Source organism: Muricauda brasiliensis (genome assembly GCF_003057865.1).
In the GTDB taxonomy this organism is placed as follows: domain Bacteria; phylum Bacteroidota; class Bacteroidia; order Flavobacteriales; family Flavobacteriaceae; genus Flagellimonas; species Flagellimonas chongwuensis.
Map to the genome: position 1 here is coordinate 59,632 of NZ_QBTW01000003.1, position 21,708 is coordinate 81,339.

A 21,708-nucleotide genomic window follows, 5' to 3' on the forward strand; every position below is an offset into this window, starting at 1 on the left:
AAACTAATCGGGGCCGATATGCGTATTGGCCCCTTAATCTATGAATCATGATAGACGACAGTAACATCCGTATTTCACCCCTGCTCAGTTTCGATTTTTATTTGGAAAGCTATCACAAGTTGATGCTGCAACTCAAAAAAGAAGTTGATTTGAAGCAAATCAAATCACTCTTGAGAAACGATATTGACCACAACATTCAACAAATTATAAAGACAGAGGATTATGATGCCTTGGTGATTACCGACCTGAATCAGGCTATCGTATGGGTAAATGATGGTTTTACAGAAATGACCGGCTACCATAAAAAATATGCATTGGGAAAAAAACCTAGTTTTCTGCAAGGAGCCGAAACATCAAAAATGATCAAAAGGCAGATTAAAGAGCAGCTTTTGTCCCATCATCGCTATAAAGGGGCCATAATAAATTATAGAAAGAATGGGGAAGCCTATCGTTGCCAAATTGACATCTTTCCAATCTATGGTTCCAAGGGAGCCCCGACCCATTTTATTGCATTGGAAAAGGAATTGTTGGCCGCTTAAAAAAGAAAATTAATTTGCATGATCTTCTTAAGATTGCAACTATCCTGTTTTATCTTTGCAATACCAAATAATCGTTTTCGTTGACGAACCGCAGTCTTCCCATAGTATTCACACTTTTATATATAATGGCCATGTTACGGCCTGTTATGCCCGTGTTCGAATATGTGGTGAACCAAGATTACATTGCGGAATACCTTTGTGTGAACAAGGACAAGCCCATGTTGAATTGTAACGGAAAGTGTTATTTGGCCAAAATGTTACAAGAGGAACAGGAAGAGAAAAAGCAAAACTTGCCATCTATCAATCTAGAAGAATACCCCATTGGCTTTGTGGATATTCTTTTCTGTGATTTTGCTAAACATATTTTAAAAAGGAACGAGTTGCCTGAATTCAGCCCAAGAGACCCTCGGCAGTTCGCTCAATCTGTTTTTCACCCTCCCAACTGTTAATTCAAATTTTATTGGTTCTAAGGCTATTTCCCGATTGGGAACCATGGTCTTGTGCGCAATGGTAATTGGTGATGCATATGTTGCACATCATCAGTTCCTTGCATTTAATTTTTAGCAGGAAATCCAACTACCATAATGGATTTCCCAAAACCTTAATATTTGAATTTAAAATGAAATCATTATATAAATTATCCACCTTACTGATCTTATCTGTTTTTGTAATCTCTTGTAGTGATGACGATTCGCCCGGAGACGAACTAACGGGATCGGGAATGGTCAAAATTGAATTTGACAATAGTGTTGCAGGAGACGACCTTATTTTGGGTTCTTCGTACACCAACTCCCAAGCTGAGAGCTTGACCATAAACCGCCTTAATTACATAGTGAGCAATTTTAGGCTCACCGATACCCAGGGTAATGTGTTTACTTACCCTAAAGAGGATGGCTATTTCATAACAAGCGAAGAAACTGGTAACACCGAAGTGGTTTTGATGGATGTTCCCGCCGGGAGGTATACCTCTATGACCTTTGGTATAGGAGTGGATCAAGAAAAATACCTTTTGGGGGCAGAAGGCCAAGGTGATTTGTTGACCGAAGCCGAAAGTACTGACATGATGTGGTCTTGGCAAGCAGGATATAAGTTCCTAAATTTTGAAGGTACGTTCACCTCCTCAACAGTACCAGAAAACACGTATTTTCAAATTCATATGGGAAGCCACGGCTCCAGCTTGGATAACTATAAGGAGACAACCTTGAGTTTGGGCACCGAAGCTTTGGTAAGCGATGAAATGACCCCAATTATTCATCTAGTGGTCAATGCAGGTGATATTTTGGACGGGGACAACAAAATATCACTGGCAGAACAGGCTGTGATCATGGTGAGCGAGGAAAAATCACCAAAGATTGCTGAAAATACCGCGAATATGTTCAGTGTGGACCATGTTCACAATGGAGATGGAAGCTCACATTAAAAGATACTTTGGGCTGTCCTTTTACGGACAGCCCTTAAATCAAAAACATGAAAACAAGGTATCTTTTTTTGGCGACCCTACTGATATTGTTGGGAGCCTGTGATGATAATGATGGAGAATATATCAAAATAGAGGATAATGAACGTTTGTCCGTTACCATGCCCACCAATTTTCCACCGATGGTGTACAATGTGGAAGAAAATCCACCGACCAAATATGGTTTTGAACTGGGTAAAAAGTTGTTCTACGATGGAAAACTATCTGCCAATGGGTTCATTTCATGTGGTTTTTGTCATGAGCAACGATTCTCCTTTACACACCACGGTCATCAATTTAGCCATGGAATAGACGATAAGCAAGGAACCCGTAACACCCCTTCTTTGGCCAATATGGCCTTTTTTCGAGAATTTGCTTGGGACGGGGCAACCAGTCATTTGGACCTATTCCCCATAATTCCTATAACAAACGAAGTTGAAATGGGTGAGACCATGACGAGTGTGTTGGAAAAATTAAAGGCCGATAGTCAGTACCAAAAAGAATTCGAGGCTGCCTTTGAAGAAGGGGGAGTCAACCACGAAAATTTTTTGAAGGCGATTGCCCAATTTATGGTGATGATGGTTTCCTATAATTCAAAATATGACAAATATGTGCGAAAAGAAGACGGTGTGGCCTTAACCAAGCAAGAACTCCAAGGGATGCATGTTTTTCAGGAAAAATGTGCAAGCTGCCATACTACGGACCTTTTTTCCGATGGAAGTTTTAGGAATAATGGACTTCCACCAAATCCAAGTATAAATGATATTGGACGTGCCGAAGTGAGCGGGAGTGCCAACGATAACTATAAATTCAAGGTGCCCAGTCTAAGAAATGTGTCGCTCACCGCACCCTATATGCACGATGGCAGGTTCGGCAGTTTGGAATCCGTACTCAATTTTTATCAAAGCGGTGTACAGGATTCACCCACTCTAGACCCCTTGCTCAAAACCGAAGAGGGTCTAGGAATCTCCCTTAATGATACAGAAAAATTGGCCTTGATTGCATTTCTGGGGACACTTACCGACGACGAATTTATTAATGACGAACGTTTCGCCGAATACTAATTTTATGAAAATATATATAACAATAGCTTTACTGATTATAATGGGCATTTATGTAATGCAAGCAAGTGAAATGCCCGCAAGACCTTGTTACCGGACCATTTCGTCCTCTTTGATGGAATTTGACGATTTCTGTGATGTTTGCGGTTGTAGCGGCAATGGCGGAAGTATGGGGTTTGGCACCGGACTGAACAATAACTTTATAGGACTTCGGTACATTGGACAGCGCTATAGGTCACGGGATGGTATTTTCTCCAATTCTCCATGGATCGATGAGAACTTCAATACCGTCCAATTATGGACCCAAATTCCGGTTGGACGTAGGTTGATCATCAATGCGGTGATGCCGTATCAATTTCATTCCAGAGAGTTTGCCGATGATACGAAGCAGCATATCAATGGGCTGGGTGATGCCACGGTTCTCGGGTTTTATCAAATCCTAAAACAAACACCGGACAGTATCATTTCCATTAAGCCACAGCACACTTTACAATTGGGGGGCGGTGTAAAAATGCCCACAGGTAGGTTTGAGGAGGAAAACCTTGAAGGAAGTGTCAACCCAAGTTTTCAGCTGGGCACTGGTAGTTGGGACTATGTTTTGGGAGCCAATTACGGCGTTACCCATCGAAATTGGGGTCTTTCTGCCATGGTCAACTACACCATCAAAACCAAAAATGATAAAGAATATCGTTTCGGAAACCAGTTCAACTATGCCTTAAATGCCTATAAAACATATTATTTGGGAACCAATTTCGCGTTAACGCCCCAAGCTGGAATCGGCGGGGAACATTTTGAGAAAAATAAGGAATTTGGGTTCGAAGTACATGATACGGGTGGTAATGCACTGTTCAGTAGGTTGGGGGTTGAGGTAAATTACAGGCAATATGCACTCGGCCTGTCCTCTATGTTGCCCGTTGCCCAAGATCTAAACAATGGCAAGGTTGAGGTGAAAAGCAGATTTTCGGTCTATCTGAATATCAATATTTAACACATGAAGAGTACCAAGAAACATTTTGTTTCTTGGTACTTTTTTAAACGCATGGGTAATTAACATCCTTGGAAGTTTATGTGAATCTGCCTTGGAACATCCATTACTTTAAAGTATAATTTTTACCTTCGCCGAACATGGGGTGCCCTAAATGGGCTGAGATCATACCCGGAAGTCGAGTACTTCGCACCTGATCCAGATAATGCTGGCGTAGGGATTTAGGCAAATATTGCCCGTATTCCAATTTGGGTACCCCATGATTTTTTGAACGTTGGTTACTCAAAACAATGGAATATAGTACACAACTTGTAGTTCTACAATGGATCGGAACCCTTTTTGGAGTGGTTCAGGTTCTTTTGGCCAGACAGAACAATATCCACAACTATCTTTTCGGCATTATTGCCATTCTAATCAGTATTTGGGTGCTCTATCAATCCCAATTATATGCGGATATCTTGCTCAATATGTATTATTTGGTGATGAGCATTTACGGCTGGTTTTATTGGAAGATGGGAAAACAAAAACAGGAAGCGCCCATTTCGTATTCAACAGGAAAAGAGCACGGTATCGCCATCGGTATAGTAGTGGGGTGTTTTATTTTGATGGCCTATTGGCTCGGACAGCATACAGATTCCGACGTGCCGTATTGGGATGCCGTGGTCTGCGCCTTTGCATGGGCCGGTATGTGGTTGATGGCCAAACGAAAGATTGAAAATTGGGTCTATCTGAATATTAGCAACATCATGTCCATTCCGTTATTGATATATAAAGAGCTCTATATCTATGCTGGGTTGACCGCTTTTTTGTTCACCGTTGCAATTTCGGGATACATCAAATGGAAAAAAATCATTGATAAGAAAAGCAACGAGACCTATGCAGGAGCTTAGCGAGTTTGATTTTAAAAAACCGATTTTTAGCGATGAGGTTTTGCAATGGGTAGCCGAAGAAAATCTGTGGAACCTTTGGGTGCCCAAGTGTTATGGGGGTCTGGAAATGTCCTTGTCCGATGGTTTGAAAAAGCTACGGTCACTGGCCAAAGTGGATGGGAGTCTAGGCTGGACGGCTACCTTGTGCAGCGGGGCCAACTTTTTTGTAGGTAATTTACCCAGGCAGGTAGCCGACGATATTTTTATCGACGCCGAAAGACCTGTTTGTTTCGGGGGAAGTGGCGGGGTCTTTGGAACCGCTGAAAAAGATGGGGATGGATATGTTATTTCAGGAACTTGGAAATATGCAACTGGGGCACCGTACCTTACCCACTTTACTTTGAATGCGAAGATACAAGAGAATGGCCAAGATGTTATCCAAAACGATGGCACTCCCATGATTCGTTCGTTTTTGCTCCATGCAAACCAAGTAGAAATTATAGAGGATTGGGAAACCATGGGGCTCAAGGCAACAGCCACCCATTCCTTTAAGGTCGAAGAGCAATGGGTGCATGAAAAGTATAGTTTTGTGTACAATAAGGTGCATCAGCCGCATCCAGTTTTCAAGGTGCATTTTTCCTTGTTTGCCGACCTTACATTGTGGGTCAACTATTTGGGGATGGCAGAACATTTTATGGAAGAGGCTACAATCCTAGGTGGCTCAACAGAAGATATCGATCAACTGAAAGTTTACATTGGAAAGTGTGATGCTCTTCTTTCTGATTTTGCAACTGAAATCGAAAGAAGCATAAAGCAGGGCCACACGTTTTCAGAAAAATACATCAATACTGTTCACCATGAAGCTTCCAAATCCGTACAACTCCTTTCACAATGTATTTTGAGCACGTACCCAAGTCTGGGTATTTTGGCCAGTACGGAAAATCATGTTTTGAATCAGGTGTTCAGGGACTATTTTACTGCCACACAGCACCATATTTTTAGAAAGGGCACCACCATGTCGAGAATTTTGAAGGATTTGGATTAGTGCCATTTAACGCAACGTATTGAAATATTCCCATCTTTAACAAAAAGGATTTATGGAAAAGTTAATTTCGAGTTTGCTCATCCTTGTATTGTTGGGCCAATTTTCGGCATGTAACAATGATGATACTGATACTCCAAACCCAACGGATACATCCATTTTAGGGAAATGGAAACTGACCGCGGCATACATTAGCTCCGGTGGGCCACAATATTGGGTAGATGTCGAAGATGGGGAAGAGATAGAATTCCTATCGGATGGCAGTTTCACTTCGACCAATTACCCAGAATGTAAAGAAGACGGGTATACCCTTGATGGAGAAAACCTGTTGCTGGACTATGATTGTGAGGATATGGAGCTGGTAGCCGAAAACGAAGAAGGCTTGATTACTTTTCATATCGAATTTGAAGATGACCATTTTCTGTTGTCCCCGACCAGTGTGCTTTGTATTGAAGGGTGTAGTTACAAATATGAAAGGATGGATTAATAAGGGTTTCGGGTTATAAAATTCGCAAATAACTTCGTGGTCAATCATAAAGCCCGTAATTCCTATGCCATACATTTTAGATTTTCTAGGTATTTAGTAGATTTGGCAATAAACCAACTTCTAACTAACTCATGACCTTAAAACATCGTTCTTTTTATTTCCTATTTACATTTTTGTTGAGTTGTGCCACTTTTGCACAAGATTTTGAAGCCTTGGAATACCGTACCATAGGTCCCGCTAGGGGAGGTAGGGTAACCACCGTTACCGGAACAGCCATGTTGCCGGGTACTTTTTATTTTGGCGCTACTGGTGCCGGTGTCTGGAAAACCGAAGAATACGGAACCTCTTGGAACAATATTTCCGACGGATTTTTTAAAACGCCCTCAATCGGTGCCATTGAAGTTGCAGCTAACGACCCCAATATTCTTTATGTAGGTACGGGGTCCGATGGTATCCGTAGCAACATCATCGAAGGCAAGGGCATGTACAAATCCATTGATGCCGGAAAAACATGGGAACACATTGGTCTGGAAAATGCAGGTCAGATAGGTGCCGTGGAAATAGACCCTACCAACAGCAATATTGTTTGGGTAGCCGCCATCGGAAATGCATTTAAGTCCAATAAGGAAAGAGGAATATTTAAAACCACTGATGGAGGTGCAACTTGGGAAAAAGTTTTGTTCGTTTCCGAAGAGACAGGTTTTGCCGATTTGGAATTGCTTCCCGGAAACCCCAATGTCGTCTATGCCGCTGCCTGGAAAGCAAGACGAACCCCTTGGACCATTGATTCAGGTGGGGAGAACAGTGAAGGTGGAATCTATAAATCCGTGAACGGTGGAAAAGATTGGGAGAAATTGAAGGATGGGCTTCCAACGGGACTTATTGGTAAGATTGATTTGGCCGTTTCGCCGGTCGATTCCAGAATACTTTATGCGGTTGTGGAAGCGCCGGGTAAGGATAGAGGATTGTACAAATCAGTAGATCAGGGAAAATCCTTTGAGCATGTTTCTGATGATGAACGATTGGTGAATCGTCCTTTCTATTATACCAACATTGAGTTGGACCCGACCAATCCTGATATTGTGTATTCGAATGCCAACCCTTTGATAAAATCCACGGATGGAGGAAAAACGTGGAGGCGTATGAGTGTTCCCCATGGAGACAACCATGATATTTGGTTAAATCCGGATAATCCAGACCTATTGATTCAATGTAATGATGGTGGGGCCAATATATCCCACAACGGAGGAAAAACATGGTCTACCCAATACAACCAGCCAACAGCAGAGATTTATCAAGTTGCTGTGGATGATCAATATCCTTACTGGGTCTATGGAGCACAGCAGGATAATACAACGATAGCCATTCCAAGTATGGCGCCTACGGCAACTTCTCCCGCCAATGGAAGTATAATGATGGATGTTGGAGGATGTGAAACTGGGCCTGTAATCCCGATGCCGGGCAATCATTATATCGTTTACAACAACTGTAAGGGACGCTTTAGCGTGTACAGTAAAAAAACAGGACAGAGCCGTGAATATTCCATCGGGGCATCCAACATTTACGGGCATAATCCTAAAGATTTAAAGTATAGGTTCCAACGTGTGGCGCCCATCCATGTTTCCCCATTTGATCCTGAAGTGGTGTACATGGGCTCCCAATTCCTTCACAAAACAAATGATGGAGGTAAAAACTGGGAAATCATATCTCCAGACCTAACAGAGAACGACCCTGATAAACAAGTTATTTCTGGTAACCCCATTACAAGGGACATTACCGGTGAAGAATATTATAGTACGCTTTATTCCATCAGGGAATCCAAAATCAGTAAAGGTGTGATATGGACAGGGTCCAACGATGGTGTTATTTCAGTTACGAAAGATGGCGGCACTACTTGGAAGAACGTTACACCTAAAAAATTACCCAAGGGAGGTAGGGTAGAGTCCGTGGAACCATCACAGTTTGACCCTGCAAAGGCTTACATCGCCGTGGACCGACATTTGTTGGGAGATACCACGCCTTACTTTTATAAAACTGATAATTACGGCGAAAGCTGGGAGCTGGTCAGTACCGAATCCAATGGTATACCATCCGACCATACGGCGAGGGTATTGCGAGAGGATCCCGTACGTAAGGGACTTTTGTATGCCGGTACCGAGTACGGAATGTTTATTTCTTTTGATGATGGAGGAACATGGAAAAGCTTTCAACAAAATCTACCTGTGACACCGATTACCGATATCATTTTGTTCCGAGGAGACTTGATTTTAAGTACCATGGGTCGTGGTTTCTGGATTTTGGACAAGATTACTACCTTAAATGACGAAAACATCACGCAATTGGGAGAGACTCCAGTTCTGTTTAAACCTGATGACACCTATAGATACCAAACTCCATGGGGCGGTGCAGATTTCCCGCAATATCCATCAACCAGCGTAATTATTGATTACTACCTACCATCGGATATAGAGGAAGGGATTAGCCTACAGATTTTGGATGCCCAAGGAAAAGAGGTTTCGACCATTGTGAGCGATTCCACAAAATTGAAGGCGGCTACGGAGCTGGTCGAGGACATGAGTCTTAGCATGACTTTTGTGTACATGAACGAGAAATTGGAAGCTAAAAAGGGACTCAATCGTTTTGAGTGGAACATGCAGCAGAAAGGAGCTTGGGACCAAAACAAAAGAAGAAGTTTCGGGAACGGACCTGAGGTACTGCCTGGAAAGTACACCGCGAAACTTACTGTGGGTGAACAATCCTTCGAGAAAAGTTTTGAAGTGCTCATGGACCCGAAGCTTGAAGAAGACGGAATTTCTTTGGCTAACATGAAAGAGCAACAAGAACTTCAGTTTAAGGTAATTGATTTATTATCGGAAGCACGACAATTTCAGGATAAGGTAGAAAAGAAGATTAAGGAGTTGGAAAAGTCAAATGCGAACGAAGCCCAACTTCAAAAGTATAAAGATGCTTTAAAGGAGCTAAAAAACGATGAAGGAGCCTATCCTGAAGTGGTTATGGTAGCTCAAATTTCGTATTTGTACTACATTTTGAGCAGCGCGGACAAAGAACCAGGACAAGAGGAAAAAAACCGCTACCAAGAATTGTTGGCCCAATTCAACGAACTTAAGGGAAAAGTTAATCTATAATTTAAAAGCCCCTTTTAAAAGGGGCTTTTTGTTTACTGCTCAGTGCAATTCTTCACAATGAAAACCATTGTTTTGTAAGAGCGTGGAAATTATTGGAGCCTTCAGGTTTTTGGTTTCGACTCTCAGGATATTGTCACAATCTTCGAGGTCAAAATTCCAGCAGCCATTGGTATCGACCAGCCTGTTCAGCCACGGACGAAGCTGTTTCACTTCTCCTTTTCGTTTTACGGATGTCTTAAAAACATGGACAGTCATCATAATTTAGCTTCGGTCATAAAAAAAAGGAGGTTCAATATCAAGGGCACGTAAATAAACATAACCTTGCGCACGGTGGTGAATCTCGTTATCCACGAAATACTGTATGCTGGATAACACGGTACCTTCATACTGCCCAAAAAGTTTTATCTCCTCTTGGAACCTCTTGACGCTTATTTGGCTCCAAAGCTTATTGATTTCTTCGGTGTCCTGGTCCCATTTTTTTAAAAAATCGGCTTTGGTGCTACCGTAGTCGCGGTGTTCGTCAAATTCAACGGTTTTTCCTGATACGATTTCAGTAAGTCCGGGAACGGCAATGGCAAAAAGTTCTTTGGTCATTTCAGCAAAAGGACGCATCCCTCCAATACTGTAATTAAAAAACTCTTTTTCAGGAAAGGCCTCGATAACCCTTCGGGTAAGTCTTCTGTGTCCTTGGTACTGTTCCAAAAACTGTTCAGGTGTCATTACTTGTCTCGTTGTCTGTTCATTAATGGTGTTTTCCATGTAATTGTGATTTAAAGGTTTATTGTTTCTGAAAACAAAATTAGAAGGGGGGTGTGACAGCCCCGTGTCAGTAGTAAAAATTGAATTCAAAAAAAATACTGTTGACAAACTGCTGTCATATGTTCCAAATAATTTTGATGGAGACAATGCATATAAATGATATAATATGAGCAGGAAAACATCTTCCATCCACGGATTGAAATCCTATCTTTGGGAGATAGCTCACGCAATTATGGGAATGGATACCGTTAAACGTTTTGATAGGATAGTTGCTATTTTAATACAGTTGCAGACCAAGCGGATTGTAAAAGCGCAGGAACTTGCGGATCGCTTTGAGGTGAGCTTGCGCACCATTTATAGGGATGTCAGGACCCTTGAGGCCTCCGGGGTTCCCATTGTTAGTGAGGCCGGGGTAGGATATTCCATCATGGAGGGATATCGATTGCCCCCGGTGATGTTTACCCGCGAGGAGGCGGGAAGTTTTGTAGCGGCCGAAAAATTGATGCAGCAATTCACGGATAAATCTCTTGGCGCTTATTACGAGTCTGCGATGTTTAAACTAAAATCGGTTCTGCGGGGCAAGGAAAAGGAGTGGGTGGAAGCATTGGAATCCCAAGTGTCCATAGTGCCCGGGCAGGTTCTGTTCAACGATAAAGTGCCCAATGCCCTTGAGATTCTCTTCGAGAGCATTGCAGAACGGAAACAAGTGTTTTTGAGATACGAATCATTACGGGAAGAAACACCATTGGAACGATACATTGAGCCCGTAGGGCTGTTTAATGAAAACGGATTTTGGTACATTTTGGGTTATTGCCACCTGCGGACGGATTATCGTCATTTTAGAACGGATAGAATCCATAAGATAGCAAGAACCTCGCTTGATTTTTTGCTGGAGCATGGCACAATTGACGAGCACAGGAGCAAAAAAGAGGAGGTTTCAAAAACCAAAGTAAAAATAGTGGTGGATAAATCCGTGGCCAAGTATATTCAGGGCCAGACTAAATACTATGGATTGGTATCCAGCGAGATAAAGGGAGACCAAGTTGAAATGACGTTCATGACCACGGATTGGAAAAACGGATTTTCCCGTTGGTACTTGATGTTCGGAGACTATGCCAAAATAATCGAACCAGAGGCGCTAAGGGAGCGGGTGGCCGAGATATTGGCCAAAAGTCAAGAAAGGCTTTCCTATTAAAAAGGCTCAAATATAAAAGATGGATTTATTCACGAATCAGATAGACCCCAATCATAATATATTGCCCAAAGACGGCACCGTAAATTACTTTGGACCCATTCTAGCCCAAGAAAAGGCTGATTTCTTTTTTGAGCAATTAAAAAATACCATTCCATGGGAACCTGATACGGTCCATATGTTCGGTAAGCGCATAATTACCAAACGGAAGGTGGGCTGGTATGGAGACGAACCATTTGAATATACATATTCCAAGAGCACAAAGCGAGCATTGCTTTGGACCCCTGAGCTTATCGAACTCAAAAAGCTGACCGAAAGCCGAACGAATGAGACCTATAATTCCTGTTTACTTAATTTATATCATTCAGGAGAAGAGGGGATGGGATGGCACACTGACGATGAAAGGGAACTTAAACCCAACGGTGCAATAGCTTCTTTAAGTTTTGGAGCGGAACGTAAATTCACATTCAAACACAAGGAATCCAAGGAAAAGGTAGAGTTATGGTTGGATCATGGAAGTTTGCTGGTAATGAAGGGTGAAACACAAACACATTGGCTCCACCGTTTGCCGCCAACAAAAAAGATAGGTGCTCCAAGAATCAATTTAACATTTAGAACGATAAAATTGTAATATAGAGGTATTGGGCTTTAGGTAAGCTATATTTCAAAGGGCAGTTTTGTAAATTCATTGTTTAGAAGGAACTTTACCAGATAAATTAACGAGAATGCCGATTATATTCAGGGTTACATCAATTGTGTTTCTATTGGTCTGTGCATCAGTCAGTGGACAACAGTTGTTGCCACCTATCCAAAATTATCAGTTACTGGATTATAAGGGAGGCACAAAAAATTGGGATGTTTCCATCAATGAAAATGGGGAGTTGTTCGTGGCGAACAACAAAGGGCTGCTTCATTATAATGGTGAACAGTGGACATTGAACAAACTGCCCAACAATACAATAATCAGGTCGGTTAAAAGTATTGGGGACCGGGTGTACACGGGGTCTTACGAAGAATTTGGCTATTGGACCAAAAATGAGTTTGGTGAACTGGGTTATACTTCATTGACGCACCTTATTAAGGACCATACCTTTACAAGTGAAGAATTCTGGGAAATTTTCCCTTCTTCGGATGGCAGGGTAATGTTCCGTTCCTTTTCGGCGATTTATTCTTATTCAGAGGATAAGATAACCGTTGTTGACCCACCCTTTGTGGTGTCCGATCTTATCGAATTCAATGAGAAATTGATTGTGGCCGGTGGTTCCGTAGGACTTTTTGAAGTAAAAGGGGATTCGTACGAGCCATTGTCAGATCAAGATTTATTGGTTGGGAAAACCATTAATGACATAGCCATTTTTGAAGGTAACTTACTGGTGGGTACCAAACTAAGTGGATGTTTTTTATATGATGGGAAAAAGTTGCTTCCCTGGCGGACATTTATCAATGAAGAGCTCAAGGAGCATCAACTGAACAAAATAACCCTTTTGGGAGAAAACCTGCTAGGCTTTGGGACCATTAAAAACGGCATGTATCTCTACAGTTCCGAAACGGGCAAGTACAGTATTTTAAATCGTGAATCCGGTCTTCAGAACAACACGGTGCTTTCTTCATTATTGTACAAAGATTTACTCTGGTTGGGGTTGGACAATGGATTAGCTCGCGTGAGGCTTAATAATCCTATAACGTACTTTACAGATTATACAGGATTGTTAGGCATGGTCTACGATATTGCCTGGTACAATGGTAAATTGTTTCTGGGAAGCAATACAGGGGTCTTTTATTTTGAGGGTAGTGAACTAAAGTTCGTTAACGGCTCCCAAGGACATGTGTGGGACCTAGATGTAATCGAGGGCGATTTGCTGTGTGGACATACAAGGGGAACATTCAAGGTGTCCGAGAACAGTTTTGAACTGATTAGCGAAGTTGCCGGTGGTTATCAGATGATAAAAGTACCGGATAGAAAATCTACCTATGTCCAAGGAACCTATAATGGTGTGGCCATGTTTACAAAACATGATGATGAAACTTGGGAAGTAGTTAAGATAGAAGGGATGGATGAACCAGTGAAGCAATTATGCTTTGAAACACCAAGCATACTTTGGACGGCGCATCCGTATAAAGGATTCTCTAGAATTCATTTTAATGAAGCCCAATACAATAAGGTAGATAGAATCCAGAAGTTCAACCAAGAAGAGGCCCCAAGCGAGTACAATGTAAAGCTCTATAATATAAAGAACCATATTGTACTTAATAGTGAAGGGAATTGGTATGCCTACAACCCGATTGGCGACAAAATTGAAAAATTTGAGGAATTCAAAGATTATAAAAACAAGGAACTGCTGTTTTTTGATCAAGAATATTTTTGGTTTGTGCACGATGATGAACAGAAAGCCATTATTTATACAGATTTGAAGGGAGACAGTCTAATGCTTACAGATTTGCCGCTGCGAGAGCGATTGGCACCTGATTCACAAAATTTGGTAAAGGTGAATGACAGTACATCCTACATTACCCTTATAGACGGATTTGCCAAAATTAATGCACCAGGGTTAAAGGGAATATCCGGGCAAGAAGAGCTTCCGGTTCCGAGTTTTATAGTTTTAAAAGATCAAGAGAGCAAGCATTCGGTACAGGGGAACAGCATAGACATTCCTTTTAGAAATTCCCAATCCATAACCATCGAGGTAGCATCACCAGAATACATATATCCCCATTATTATTATAGGTTGGAAGGGCCAAAGGAATATTCGCAATACGTGGAGAGTGGGGCCATCAATTTTCAAAACCTGCCTTATGGTGAGTATACTTTTAAAATTGCCACTTCGGGTATGGATAATAGCATTTCTGAATACAAGCAATTGAATTTCACTATATCCCCACCTTGGTTTTTTTCGTGGTGGAGTCTCTTTCTTTATTTGGCATTGGCTGTTCTTGCAATTTATTTGGTGAGAAGATACAATAGGAGAAAATTGGAAAGAAAGCATAGGGAGTTGGAAGAACGTTTACATCACGAGCAGCAGGAGAGGATGGCCAAGATGGAAAAAGAAGAACTGGCCAAAGAAGTGAAGCAAAAGCAGAATGAATTGGCTAGCACCACATTGAACATTGCACGAAAAAATGAAATGATACTGGAATTGAAGAATATGCTTATTATGAACAAGGATAAGTTCTCCAATTCACAGCGATACCGAACATTTATCAAAAAGCTGAACAGTTCCATTGAGGATACCGAAGATTGGAGACGATTTGAGGTGAATTTTAAGGAATTGCACCAAGATTTTTTTGAGCGATTATTGAAGTCTTACCCCTCCTTGACCCCAAAAGACCTAAAGTTATGTGCTTACCTAAAAATGAATCTTTCTACAAAGGAAATTGCACCCTTGATGGGCATAACGGTTAGAGGTGTGGAAATACATCGATACCGTCTCAGGAAAAAGCTAGATATGGATAGCTCGGACAACCTTTCCAACTTTCTCATCACTTTTTAAGAGTTTAAAAACGCTCCAAGAAGTTTATTAAAAGTTCTAAAACAGATTACATCATTACTACATCACTATGTTAATATTTTTTACATCAAAACATGTGTTGGATACTGCAAACGCTGTGAAACAAGGGTTTCAAAGCATTTTAAAAATGATGTATTTATTATGTATTCCAATCAGCCTGCTATCGGCACACTCTTTATTAATTTAGTAAAAATCTAACTCTATTTTTGCACAATTATGAAAATTAAAAGCAAACTTTTGCTAATGTCATTTTTATTGTTTCAGGCCGTCGTTTTGGCCCAAAACAATATAACGATTTCGGGAACGGTAACCGATGATCAAGGGCAACCATTGCCTGGGGCAAGTATAGTGCTTGAGGGTACTACAACAGGAATACAAACGGACTTTGATGGAAACTATACCTTGGACAACGTTCCGGGAGATGGTTCGTTGGTGTTTAGTTATGTAGGTTTTACTTCTCAAACCATACCTATTAATAATAGAACAACTATCGACTTGACGATGCAGGAAGACACGCAAAGTCTAGATGAAGTTGTTGTGGTCGGCTATGGTACCCAGAAGAAGGCAGATTTAACAGGTTCCATTGCCACAGTGGATGCCGAGCAAATTGAAAAAACACCTTCCGCCAACCCCGTACAATCTTTACAGGGCAAGGTTGCAGGTGTACAAATTGTAACGCCAGGTTCCCCAGGAGCATCACCTACGGTTAGGATTCGAGGTCTGGGTACATATTCCGATGCTACCAGTCTTTTATATGTTGTTGATGGTATGTTCTACAGCAATATAGACTTTTTGAACCCGAACGATATCAAGTCGATGAACGTTTTGAAAGATGCCTCTTCTTCTGCTATTTATGGGGTAAGGGCAGCGAACGGTGTAATCATCATCGAAACAAAATCTGGAGGAAAAAACAGGAAGCCTACTATAGAGTATAACGGTTATACAGGTATACAACGTGCGCAAAATGTGTTGCAAATGGCCAACGCCGAGCAATTTGTGACCATGGCCGTGGAATCTGGTTCATCAGCTGATGTTCAGTTTATCTTAAATGCAATGCAGCGTTATGGTAGAAGTAGGGTCAATCCAAACGTACCCAATGTGAATACAGATTGGTACGATGAGATTATCCGCGATGGACTTATTCAGAACCACAGTTTAAGTGTAACCGGTGGTACAGAAAATGTTTCCTATTCCTTGGGTACAAACTACTTTTCACAACAAGGTTTGTTGGATATGAACAACGAGTACGAGCGATTCAATATCCGTTCCAAGCTCGATGTGGATGTTACCGATAATTTAAAAGTAGGGGTGAATACTGTGTTCAGTAACGCTACACAGCAAAACGCTGAGGATGCTGCATGGTTCAAAGCTTATTTTGCCGTACCTATTTTACCAGTGTTCGATGATTTAAATACAGAAGCAACTCCTACGCGCTACGCAAATGCACAAGCATTCGGATATAGGAGTACACAGAATCCATTTCCCGATATGGTCTACAACGATGATAGGTTGAAAATACGCAAGTTATTGGCCAATATCTATTTGCAGACCGATCTTATAAAAGACAAGCTTACGTTTAAGACTACCTACAATGTGGATTTCTCCGCTTTGGAAGAAAGATATGTGAATCTACCTTATAATATGGGTTATGGTGACCAACGAATTTCTGATATAAACAGAAAGCAGAACAACTACTACAATCAAATTTGGGATAACGTGCTTACCTATACGGATACCTACGCAGAAGACCATAACGTAACGGTAATGGCGGGTACTTCCTTTAGGGACGAAGCATCAAACAGGTTCGAGGCTACTGGTCGCGACATTGCGGGAATCAATTATGAAACATCATGGTTTCTGGATTTTGCCGACCCTTTATCGTTCAATAATAATGTGGAAGAGGACAACGGTAGAATCTATGGACAATCCTATTTTGGTAGAGTGTCGTACAACTTTAAGAACCGATATCTGCTTTACGGAACATTTAGAGCGGACAGGTCATCTAAATTTACGCAAGAACAATGGGGTTATTTCCCTTCTGTAGGTGCTGGTTGGGTAATTTCGCAAGAACCATTTATGGAGAATGTGGGCTTCTTTGATTTCTTAAAGTTGAGGGCCGCATGGGGTAGATTGGGTAACGATAACGTTCCTGCAAGTGCCGGTGCCAATACTATTTCCAACGAAACTGTGGATTTGGGAGATACCCCAAATACCGGTATTACGGCAACAAGTACTTACACCGATCTAACATGGGAGGTAGTGGAAGAGTTGGACTTTGGTTTCAATATGAATATTTTAAATAATCGCTTGTCGTTAGAGGCGGACTATTACATCAGGGATACTGAAGATGCCATTATGCCCGTCTACATTCCAATAGCAGACAAGACAATCTCAAGAAACTCAGGTGTCATACGAAACTCTGGAGTAGAGGTGGCATTAAATTGGAGCGATGAAATTACATCCGATTTCACCTATACCGTAGGGGCCAACTTTACCACAGTAAAGAACGAGGCCATTCAAATTGAGGACGAAAAAGGGTATATCGATTCAGGTTCTGCTGAGTTCCGTCAAAGAACGTTGGTGGGCGAACCGCTTTATGCGTTCTACGGATACGAAACTACCGGTGTATACCAGAACCAGGCGCAGATTGATGCAGACCCTGTCGCACAAAATGCAATTGCCAACGGACAGGATATTCAGCCAGGTTACCTCATTTATAACGATGCAAACGGTGATGGAACCATTACCGATGAAGATAGAATGGTTCTAGGCTCCTTTTTGCCAAAATTCACTTACGGGGGTAACATAGGGCTTAATTATAAGGACTTTGGATTTACCATGAATTTCTACGGACAGAGCGGCAACAAGATCTTGAACAGAAAAAGAGGAGAGATTTTGTTTACCAATGATACCAATATGGATGCCGATTTGGCCAAGAATCGTTGGCATGGTGAGGGAACCAGTAATACTTATCCATCATCAGCAGGTTTAAGGGATGGCTGGAACCAGAGATTGAGCAATTTTTGGGTAGAGGATGGAGATTTCTTCAGAATCCAGAATATTCAATTGGCTTACACCTTAAGAGGCGATAAGTTAAAGGGCAACGCACCTGATATTAAATTCACATTAACCGCCGAGAGACCGTTGACATTGTTCAGCTACAACGGATTCAATCCAGAAGTATCGGATGGAGTGGATCGCCAAACATATCCAGTTCCAGCAATCTACACCTTTGGTATTAATGTTAAACTATAAAAGAAATTGCAATGAAGAATTATAAAAACATAATATTAAAAGTAACATTTGTTTTGATTGCGATACTCTTTGTCCAATCATGCTCAGATAAATTTGAAGACAGGGAAGGTCAGCTCAATGCGGATGACCTGGACTACACCGATACCGAAGATATGATTCAGGCATTGGTAGGGTCATATCACGTAATGGCTACCCGTGGTTGGGAAGAGCCTATCCTATTATCTGTAAGGGGGGATGATGTTAATGCAGGTGGTGTAGGTGATGCACAGGATGGTTTAACCGATGCAGACCTTTTTATATACAACCAAGGTTATTGGATGTTCAACCAACTTTGGAATGCCCATTACGGGGACGTGGTATCACTTAATACTCAAATTGAATTGATTCAGAGCTTCAAGGAATTTGCAAGTGAAGAAAATCAAGTAACTGCTGATCAATATATTGCCGAGATAAAGGTGATGAGAGCTTGGTTGCACTTTAACCTGGCAAGGGTTTGGGAAAATGTTTTCATTATTGAGTCTACCCAGCCTGACGCAGAGATTATGGACGGTCCGGCATCCAAGAACGAAATGATGCAGTACATCGCCGACCAAATGGACGAGGCCATACCAATGCTGCCAAATTTGAGACCGAACGAGCGTACCGATGTTCCAGGAGGGGTAACACGCTATACAGCTTACGCCATTAAGGCCATGGCAATGATGGAGTTGGAAGATTATCAAGGAATGGCAGATGCATCTGCGGCCATTATCAACTCCAATAGATTTTCATTGTATCCAGATTTCTACAGTTTGTTCAAAAAACCAGGGGAGTTGAGCGATGAAAGCCTAATGGAATTTCAGTTTTCAGATTATGGTTCCAGTACCAGTGATGAGTTTTACCACTTATATGCACCATTCGGACCATCTGGTTGGACACCAGCTAGGGAAAATGCTTCCCCAGGTTGGGGCTTTTACGAGCCCAGCATCAAGTTCATCAAGTTTATGCTAGATCGCGAGGATTTTGAACGTTTGGAAACCAGCGTATTGTTCTCTCCAAGAGGCGTACAGGAAGTTGCTGAAGACCCGGCCTATACCAATTTGCCAGCTTTTATGGATATCCAAATAAGCGATGACCGTTCCTATATTACCACACGGGATGGTGATCAGATAAACGATTATTCACGGGCACGTTTTGCAAGTGGTAAACATTACCTTCCTTCCGTTCAATTAACGGATCAAAGAAATGATTATGGGGGAGGTAAAAACATGATCGTAATCCGCTATGCCGAAATCCTATTGATGTACGCGGAAGCATTGACCCGAGGTGCCAGTGGTTCTGGAATGACAGCTGATCAGGCCGTCAACATGGTACGTTCTAGAGCAGGATTGTCTTCATTGTCAGGCGTTACCTCTGATCAGGTTATGGACGAAAAGTTTGCCGAATTGGGAATGGAATGGGGAATTCGCTACTATGATATGGTCCGTTTGGAAAACTACTCCGAACTAAGCTATGACGGTAGAACATTTACAGCTGACAGAGCTTATTTGCCCTACCCACAAGAACAGGTGGATGCACTTCCAACACTTACAGGTAGTAACGGCAACGATTAAACAAACTAAATAAACAACACAAGATGAAACATATAGTTAAATCCATAATAATGTTACTGGCACTGCTCGTAGTGTCCTGTAATGAAGGAATTGACCCCATTACCGCTGTGGATGCCGGTGTAGATGAAACCGCACCGCAGGTAACCATAAGTGCTCCGGTGGCAGGAAGCGTAATTCAGGTGCCGGCCGAAACTACGGATGTGCCGATTTCCTTTCAGGTCACGGACGATATAGAAGTAGGCTCCATCAGCGTACAAATGAATGGAAGTACTATTGCTACCTATAATGGCGGGTTCGTGGATTATCGTAGGGTACTTGTAAACAATTTGGTATTTGAAGGTTTGGTTGATGGTGAGCATGAGCTGACCGTAACCGCAACGGATTTGGATGGAAAGTCTACTTCAGCTACGGTAAACTTTTCCAAGGAACCTCCATATTTGCCCAAATACGAGGGAGAGATACTGTATATGCCCTTCAATGGAGATTGGATAGATCTAATTTCTTTCCAAACCCCGACCGTTGTTGGTGACCCATCATTTGCAAGTGAAGAAGAAAGTCTTAGCGGTTCCGGTGCTTACGCAGGAGCAGAAGGTGCTTATTTAACCTTGCCAACCGATGGCTTGACAAACCCTGAGTTCAGTGCGGTATTTTGGTTAAAAATAAATTCAGTTCCAGACCGTGCCGGAATATTGACCATGAGTCCTCCAATGACCGATGGAACTACCAACGACCGTAATAAAGGTTTTGCTTTCTTCAGGGAAAACGCTGGTGGTGAGCAAAGATTCAAACTTACCGCAGGCTATGGTGAAGGAGCAGAATGGTTTGATGGTGGAGAAATGGCGGATGTAGATCCTTCTACCGGTGAGTGGGTCAATCTGGCATTCACTATTTCAGGTTCGGAAGCTGTTGTCTACATCAATGGACAAGTAGTGAGCCAAAACGCATTTCCAGGCATCGATTGGACGGATTGTAATGTGCTCTCCATTATGTCTGGAGCACCCAACTTTACAGAGTGGAACCACCTATCCGACCAAAGTTTGATGGATGAGCTTAGAATCTTTAATCGGGCAATCACCCAAGAAGAAATTCAAACTATTATGGCCGATGATTCAGGAGAATTTGTTTCATCATACCCTCCAACTTTTGACGGTGAATTCTTCTATATGCCTTTTGATGGAGACTACATGGAAATGTTCAGGGAAACTGAGGCCACCGAAGTTGGAAACCCAGGGTTTGCGGGAGAAAGTGTAGAAGGCACAGATGCCTACGCCGGAGCTGTAGATTCGTATTTGACATTCCCTACACAGGGATTGACATCGGACAACTTCAGTGCCACCATGTGGTATAAAATGAATGTGACCGAAAATAACGCAGGTATTTTGATAACAGGACCCGAGGATACCGAAAATGCAGGCTATCCAGAAGTTCAGAACCTTAGAACCAGCGGGTTCCGTTTCTTTAGGGAGAATGTAGGCGGAATGCAACGCTTCAAGCTAAATGTAGGTGATGGCACGGCAGATGCATGGGTAGATGGTGGAGAAAACGCCGACGTTGACCCATTGGTTGCTACAGATTGGATGCACTTGGCCATTACAATTTCCGGTTCAAATGCTGTGGTTTATATAGATGGTGAACCAGTGGGGCAAAATACCATATCAGGTATCGATTGGTCCGATTGTGATTTCTTCAGTATAGGTTCCGGAGCACCAACATTTACGGAGTGGGGCCATTTATCGGACGAAAGTCAGATAGATGAACTACGGTTCTATAATAAATCCCTTACCCAAGAAGAGGTACAGGAAGTCATGAACAATTAATG

General features: G+C 42.0%; 17 protein-coding genes. 15 read left to right on the forward strand and 2 right to left on the reverse strand.

The features are described 5' to 3' along the window. Positions 1-47: 47 nt before the first annotated feature. The 9 genes from DCK90_RS02005 to DCK90_RS02045 all read left to right on the forward strand — a co-directional run bounded on the left by DCK90_RS02005 (position 48) and on the right by DCK90_RS02045 (position 9,585). Positions 48-539 (forward strand): PAS domain-containing protein, encoded by a 492-nt coding sequence (locus DCK90_RS02005; protein WP_108244511.1) that lies wholly within the window; start codon positions 48-50, stop codon positions 537-539. Positions 540-664: 125 nt separating this feature from the next. Next, the gene (locus DCK90_RS02010) at positions 665-988 is read left to right on the forward strand and encodes a hypothetical protein (RefSeq protein ID WP_234414568.1); all 324 of its coding nucleotides are present in this window, start codon (positions 665-667) and stop codon (positions 986-988) included. 170 nt (positions 989-1,158) lie between these two features. Beyond that, positions 1,159-1,959: an MbnP family protein gene (locus DCK90_RS02015; RefSeq protein ID WP_108244713.1), complete on the forward strand. Its 801-nt coding sequence runs from the start codon at positions 1,159-1,161 to the stop codon at positions 1,957-1,959. A gap of 47 nt (positions 1,960-2,006) precedes the next feature. After that, positions 2,007-3,059 (forward strand): cytochrome-c peroxidase, encoded by a 1,053-nt coding sequence (locus DCK90_RS02020; RefSeq protein ID WP_108244512.1) that lies wholly within the window; start codon positions 2,007-2,009, stop codon positions 3,057-3,059. A 4-nt stretch (positions 3,060-3,063) separates the two neighbouring features. Continuing rightward, positions 3,064-4,044 (forward strand): transporter, encoded by a 981-nt coding sequence (locus DCK90_RS02025; protein WP_159075742.1) that lies wholly within the window; start codon positions 3,064-3,066, stop codon positions 4,042-4,044. Between the two features lie 287 nt (positions 4,045-4,331). Beyond that, positions 4,332-4,931, forward strand: coding sequence for a nicotinamide riboside transporter PnuC (gene pnuC / locus DCK90_RS02030; protein ID WP_108244514.1), 600 nt, complete (start codon positions 4,332-4,334; stop codon positions 4,929-4,931). Next, positions 4,918-5,955, forward strand: a complete 1,038-nt coding sequence (locus DCK90_RS02035) for an acyl-CoA dehydrogenase family protein (protein WP_108244515.1) — start codon at positions 4,918-4,920, stop codon at positions 5,953-5,955. The genes pnuC and DCK90_RS02035 overlap by 14 nt, the downstream gene beginning before the upstream one ends. Before the next feature lie 52 nt (positions 5,956-6,007). Continuing rightward, the gene (locus DCK90_RS02040; RefSeq protein ID WP_108244516.1) at positions 6,008-6,439 is read left to right on the forward strand and encodes a hypothetical protein; all 432 of its coding nucleotides are present in this window, start codon (positions 6,008-6,010) and stop codon (positions 6,437-6,439) included. 131 nt (positions 6,440-6,570) lie between these two features. Then, positions 6,571-9,585 carry a hypothetical protein gene (locus DCK90_RS02045; RefSeq protein WP_108244517.1) on the forward strand — a complete coding sequence of 1,005 codons (3,015 nt, stop codon included), beginning with the start codon at positions 6,571-6,573 and terminating at the stop codon, positions 9,583-9,585. A 39-nt stretch (positions 9,586-9,624) separates the two neighbouring features. On the opposite strand, the gene DCK90_RS02050 is transcribed toward DCK90_RS02045, so the two are convergent. Then, positions 9,625-9,843, reverse strand: coding sequence for a hypothetical protein (locus tag DCK90_RS02050; protein ID WP_108244518.1), 219 nt, complete (start codon positions 9,841-9,843; stop codon positions 9,625-9,627). Between the two features lie 3 nt (positions 9,844-9,846). Continuing rightward, positions 9,847-10,344, reverse strand: coding sequence for a DinB family protein (locus DCK90_RS02055; RefSeq protein ID WP_108244519.1), 498 nt, complete (start codon positions 10,342-10,344; stop codon positions 9,847-9,849). Positions 10,345-10,576: 232 nt separating this feature from the next. On the opposite strand from DCK90_RS02055, the gene DCK90_RS02060 reads away from it, so the two are divergent. The 6 genes from DCK90_RS02060 to DCK90_RS02085 all read left to right on the forward strand — a co-directional run bounded on the left by DCK90_RS02060 (position 10,577) and on the right by DCK90_RS02085 (position 21,706). Next, positions 10,577-11,539: a helix-turn-helix transcriptional regulator gene (locus DCK90_RS02060; RefSeq protein ID WP_234414590.1), complete on the forward strand. Its 963-nt coding sequence runs from the start codon at positions 10,577-10,579 to the stop codon at positions 11,537-11,539. A gap of 19 nt (positions 11,540-11,558) precedes the next feature. Beyond that, the gene (locus tag DCK90_RS02065) at positions 11,559-12,167 is read left to right on the forward strand and encodes an alpha-ketoglutarate-dependent dioxygenase AlkB family protein (RefSeq protein WP_108244521.1); all 609 of its coding nucleotides are present in this window, start codon (positions 11,559-11,561) and stop codon (positions 12,165-12,167) included. A gap of 94 nt (positions 12,168-12,261) precedes the next feature. Next, positions 12,262-15,024 carry a helix-turn-helix and ligand-binding sensor domain-containing protein gene (locus DCK90_RS02070; RefSeq protein ID WP_234414570.1) on the forward strand — a complete coding sequence of 921 codons (2,763 nt, stop codon included), beginning with the start codon at positions 12,262-12,264 and terminating at the stop codon, positions 15,022-15,024. A gap of 261 nt (positions 15,025-15,285) precedes the next feature. Beyond that, positions 15,286-18,297, forward strand: coding sequence for a SusC/RagA family TonB-linked outer membrane protein (locus tag DCK90_RS02075; protein ID WP_394339692.1), 3,012 nt, complete (start codon positions 15,286-15,288; stop codon positions 18,295-18,297). An 11-nt stretch (positions 18,298-18,308) separates the two neighbouring features. Continuing rightward, on the forward strand, positions 18,309-19,889 hold the full coding sequence (locus tag DCK90_RS02080) for a RagB/SusD family nutrient uptake outer membrane protein (RefSeq protein ID WP_108244523.1): 1,581 nt from the start codon (positions 18,309-18,311) through the stop codon (positions 19,887-19,889). A gap of 23 nt (positions 19,890-19,912) precedes the next feature. Beyond that, positions 19,913-21,706: a LamG-like jellyroll fold domain-containing protein gene (locus DCK90_RS02085; protein WP_108244524.1), complete on the forward strand. Its 1,794-nt coding sequence runs from the start codon at positions 19,913-19,915 to the stop codon at positions 21,704-21,706. The last annotated feature ends 2 nt before the right edge of the window (positions 21,707-21,708 follow it).

Excerpts from the sequence above, each read along its gene's own strand:
- DCK90_RS02005 (WP_108244511.1), top strand. The coding sequence starts at position 48 with ATGATAGACGACAGTAACATCCGTATTTCACCCCTGCTCAGTTTCGAT.
- DCK90_RS02010 (WP_234414568.1), top strand. The coding sequence starts at position 665 with ATGGCCATGTTACGGCCTGTTATGCCCGTGTTCGAATATGTGGTGAAC.
- DCK90_RS02015 (WP_108244713.1), top strand. The coding sequence starts at position 1,159 with ATGAAATCATTATATAAATTATCCACCTTACTGATCTTATCTGTTTTT.
- DCK90_RS02020 (WP_108244512.1), top strand. The coding sequence starts at position 2,007 with ATGAAAACAAGGTATCTTTTTTTGGCGACCCTACTGATATTGTTGGGA.
- DCK90_RS02025 (WP_159075742.1), top strand. The coding sequence starts at position 3,064 with ATGAAAATATATATAACAATAGCTTTACTGATTATAATGGGCATTTAT.
- pnuC (WP_108244514.1), top strand. The coding sequence starts at position 4,332 with ATGGAATATAGTACACAACTTGTAGTTCTACAATGGATCGGAACCCTT.
- DCK90_RS02035 (WP_108244515.1), top strand. The coding sequence starts at position 4,918 with ATGCAGGAGCTTAGCGAGTTTGATTTTAAAAAACCGATTTTTAGCGAT.
- DCK90_RS02040 (WP_108244516.1), top strand. The coding sequence starts at position 6,008 with ATGGAAAAGTTAATTTCGAGTTTGCTCATCCTTGTATTGTTGGGCCAA.
- DCK90_RS02045 (WP_108244517.1), top strand. The coding sequence starts at position 6,571 with ATGACCTTAAAACATCGTTCTTTTTATTTCCTATTTACATTTTTGTTG.
- DCK90_RS02050 (WP_108244518.1), bottom strand. The coding sequence starts at position 9,843 with ATGATGACTGTCCATGTTTTTAAGACATCCGTAAAACGAAAAGGAGAA.
- DCK90_RS02055 (WP_108244519.1), bottom strand. The coding sequence starts at position 10,344 with ATGGAAAACACCATTAATGAACAGACAACGAGACAAGTAATGACACCT.
- DCK90_RS02060 (WP_234414590.1), top strand. The coding sequence starts at position 10,577 with ATGGGAATGGATACCGTTAAACGTTTTGATAGGATAGTTGCTATTTTA.
- DCK90_RS02065 (WP_108244521.1), top strand. The coding sequence starts at position 11,559 with ATGGATTTATTCACGAATCAGATAGACCCCAATCATAATATATTGCCC.
- DCK90_RS02070 (WP_234414570.1), top strand. The coding sequence starts at position 12,262 with ATGCCGATTATATTCAGGGTTACATCAATTGTGTTTCTATTGGTCTGT.
- DCK90_RS02075 (WP_394339692.1), top strand. The coding sequence starts at position 15,286 with ATGTCATTTTTATTGTTTCAGGCCGTCGTTTTGGCCCAAAACAATATA.
- DCK90_RS02080 (WP_108244523.1), top strand. The coding sequence starts at position 18,309 with ATGAAGAATTATAAAAACATAATATTAAAAGTAACATTTGTTTTGATT.
- DCK90_RS02085 (WP_108244524.1), top strand. The coding sequence starts at position 19,913 with ATGAAACATATAGTTAAATCCATAATAATGTTACTGGCACTGCTCGTA.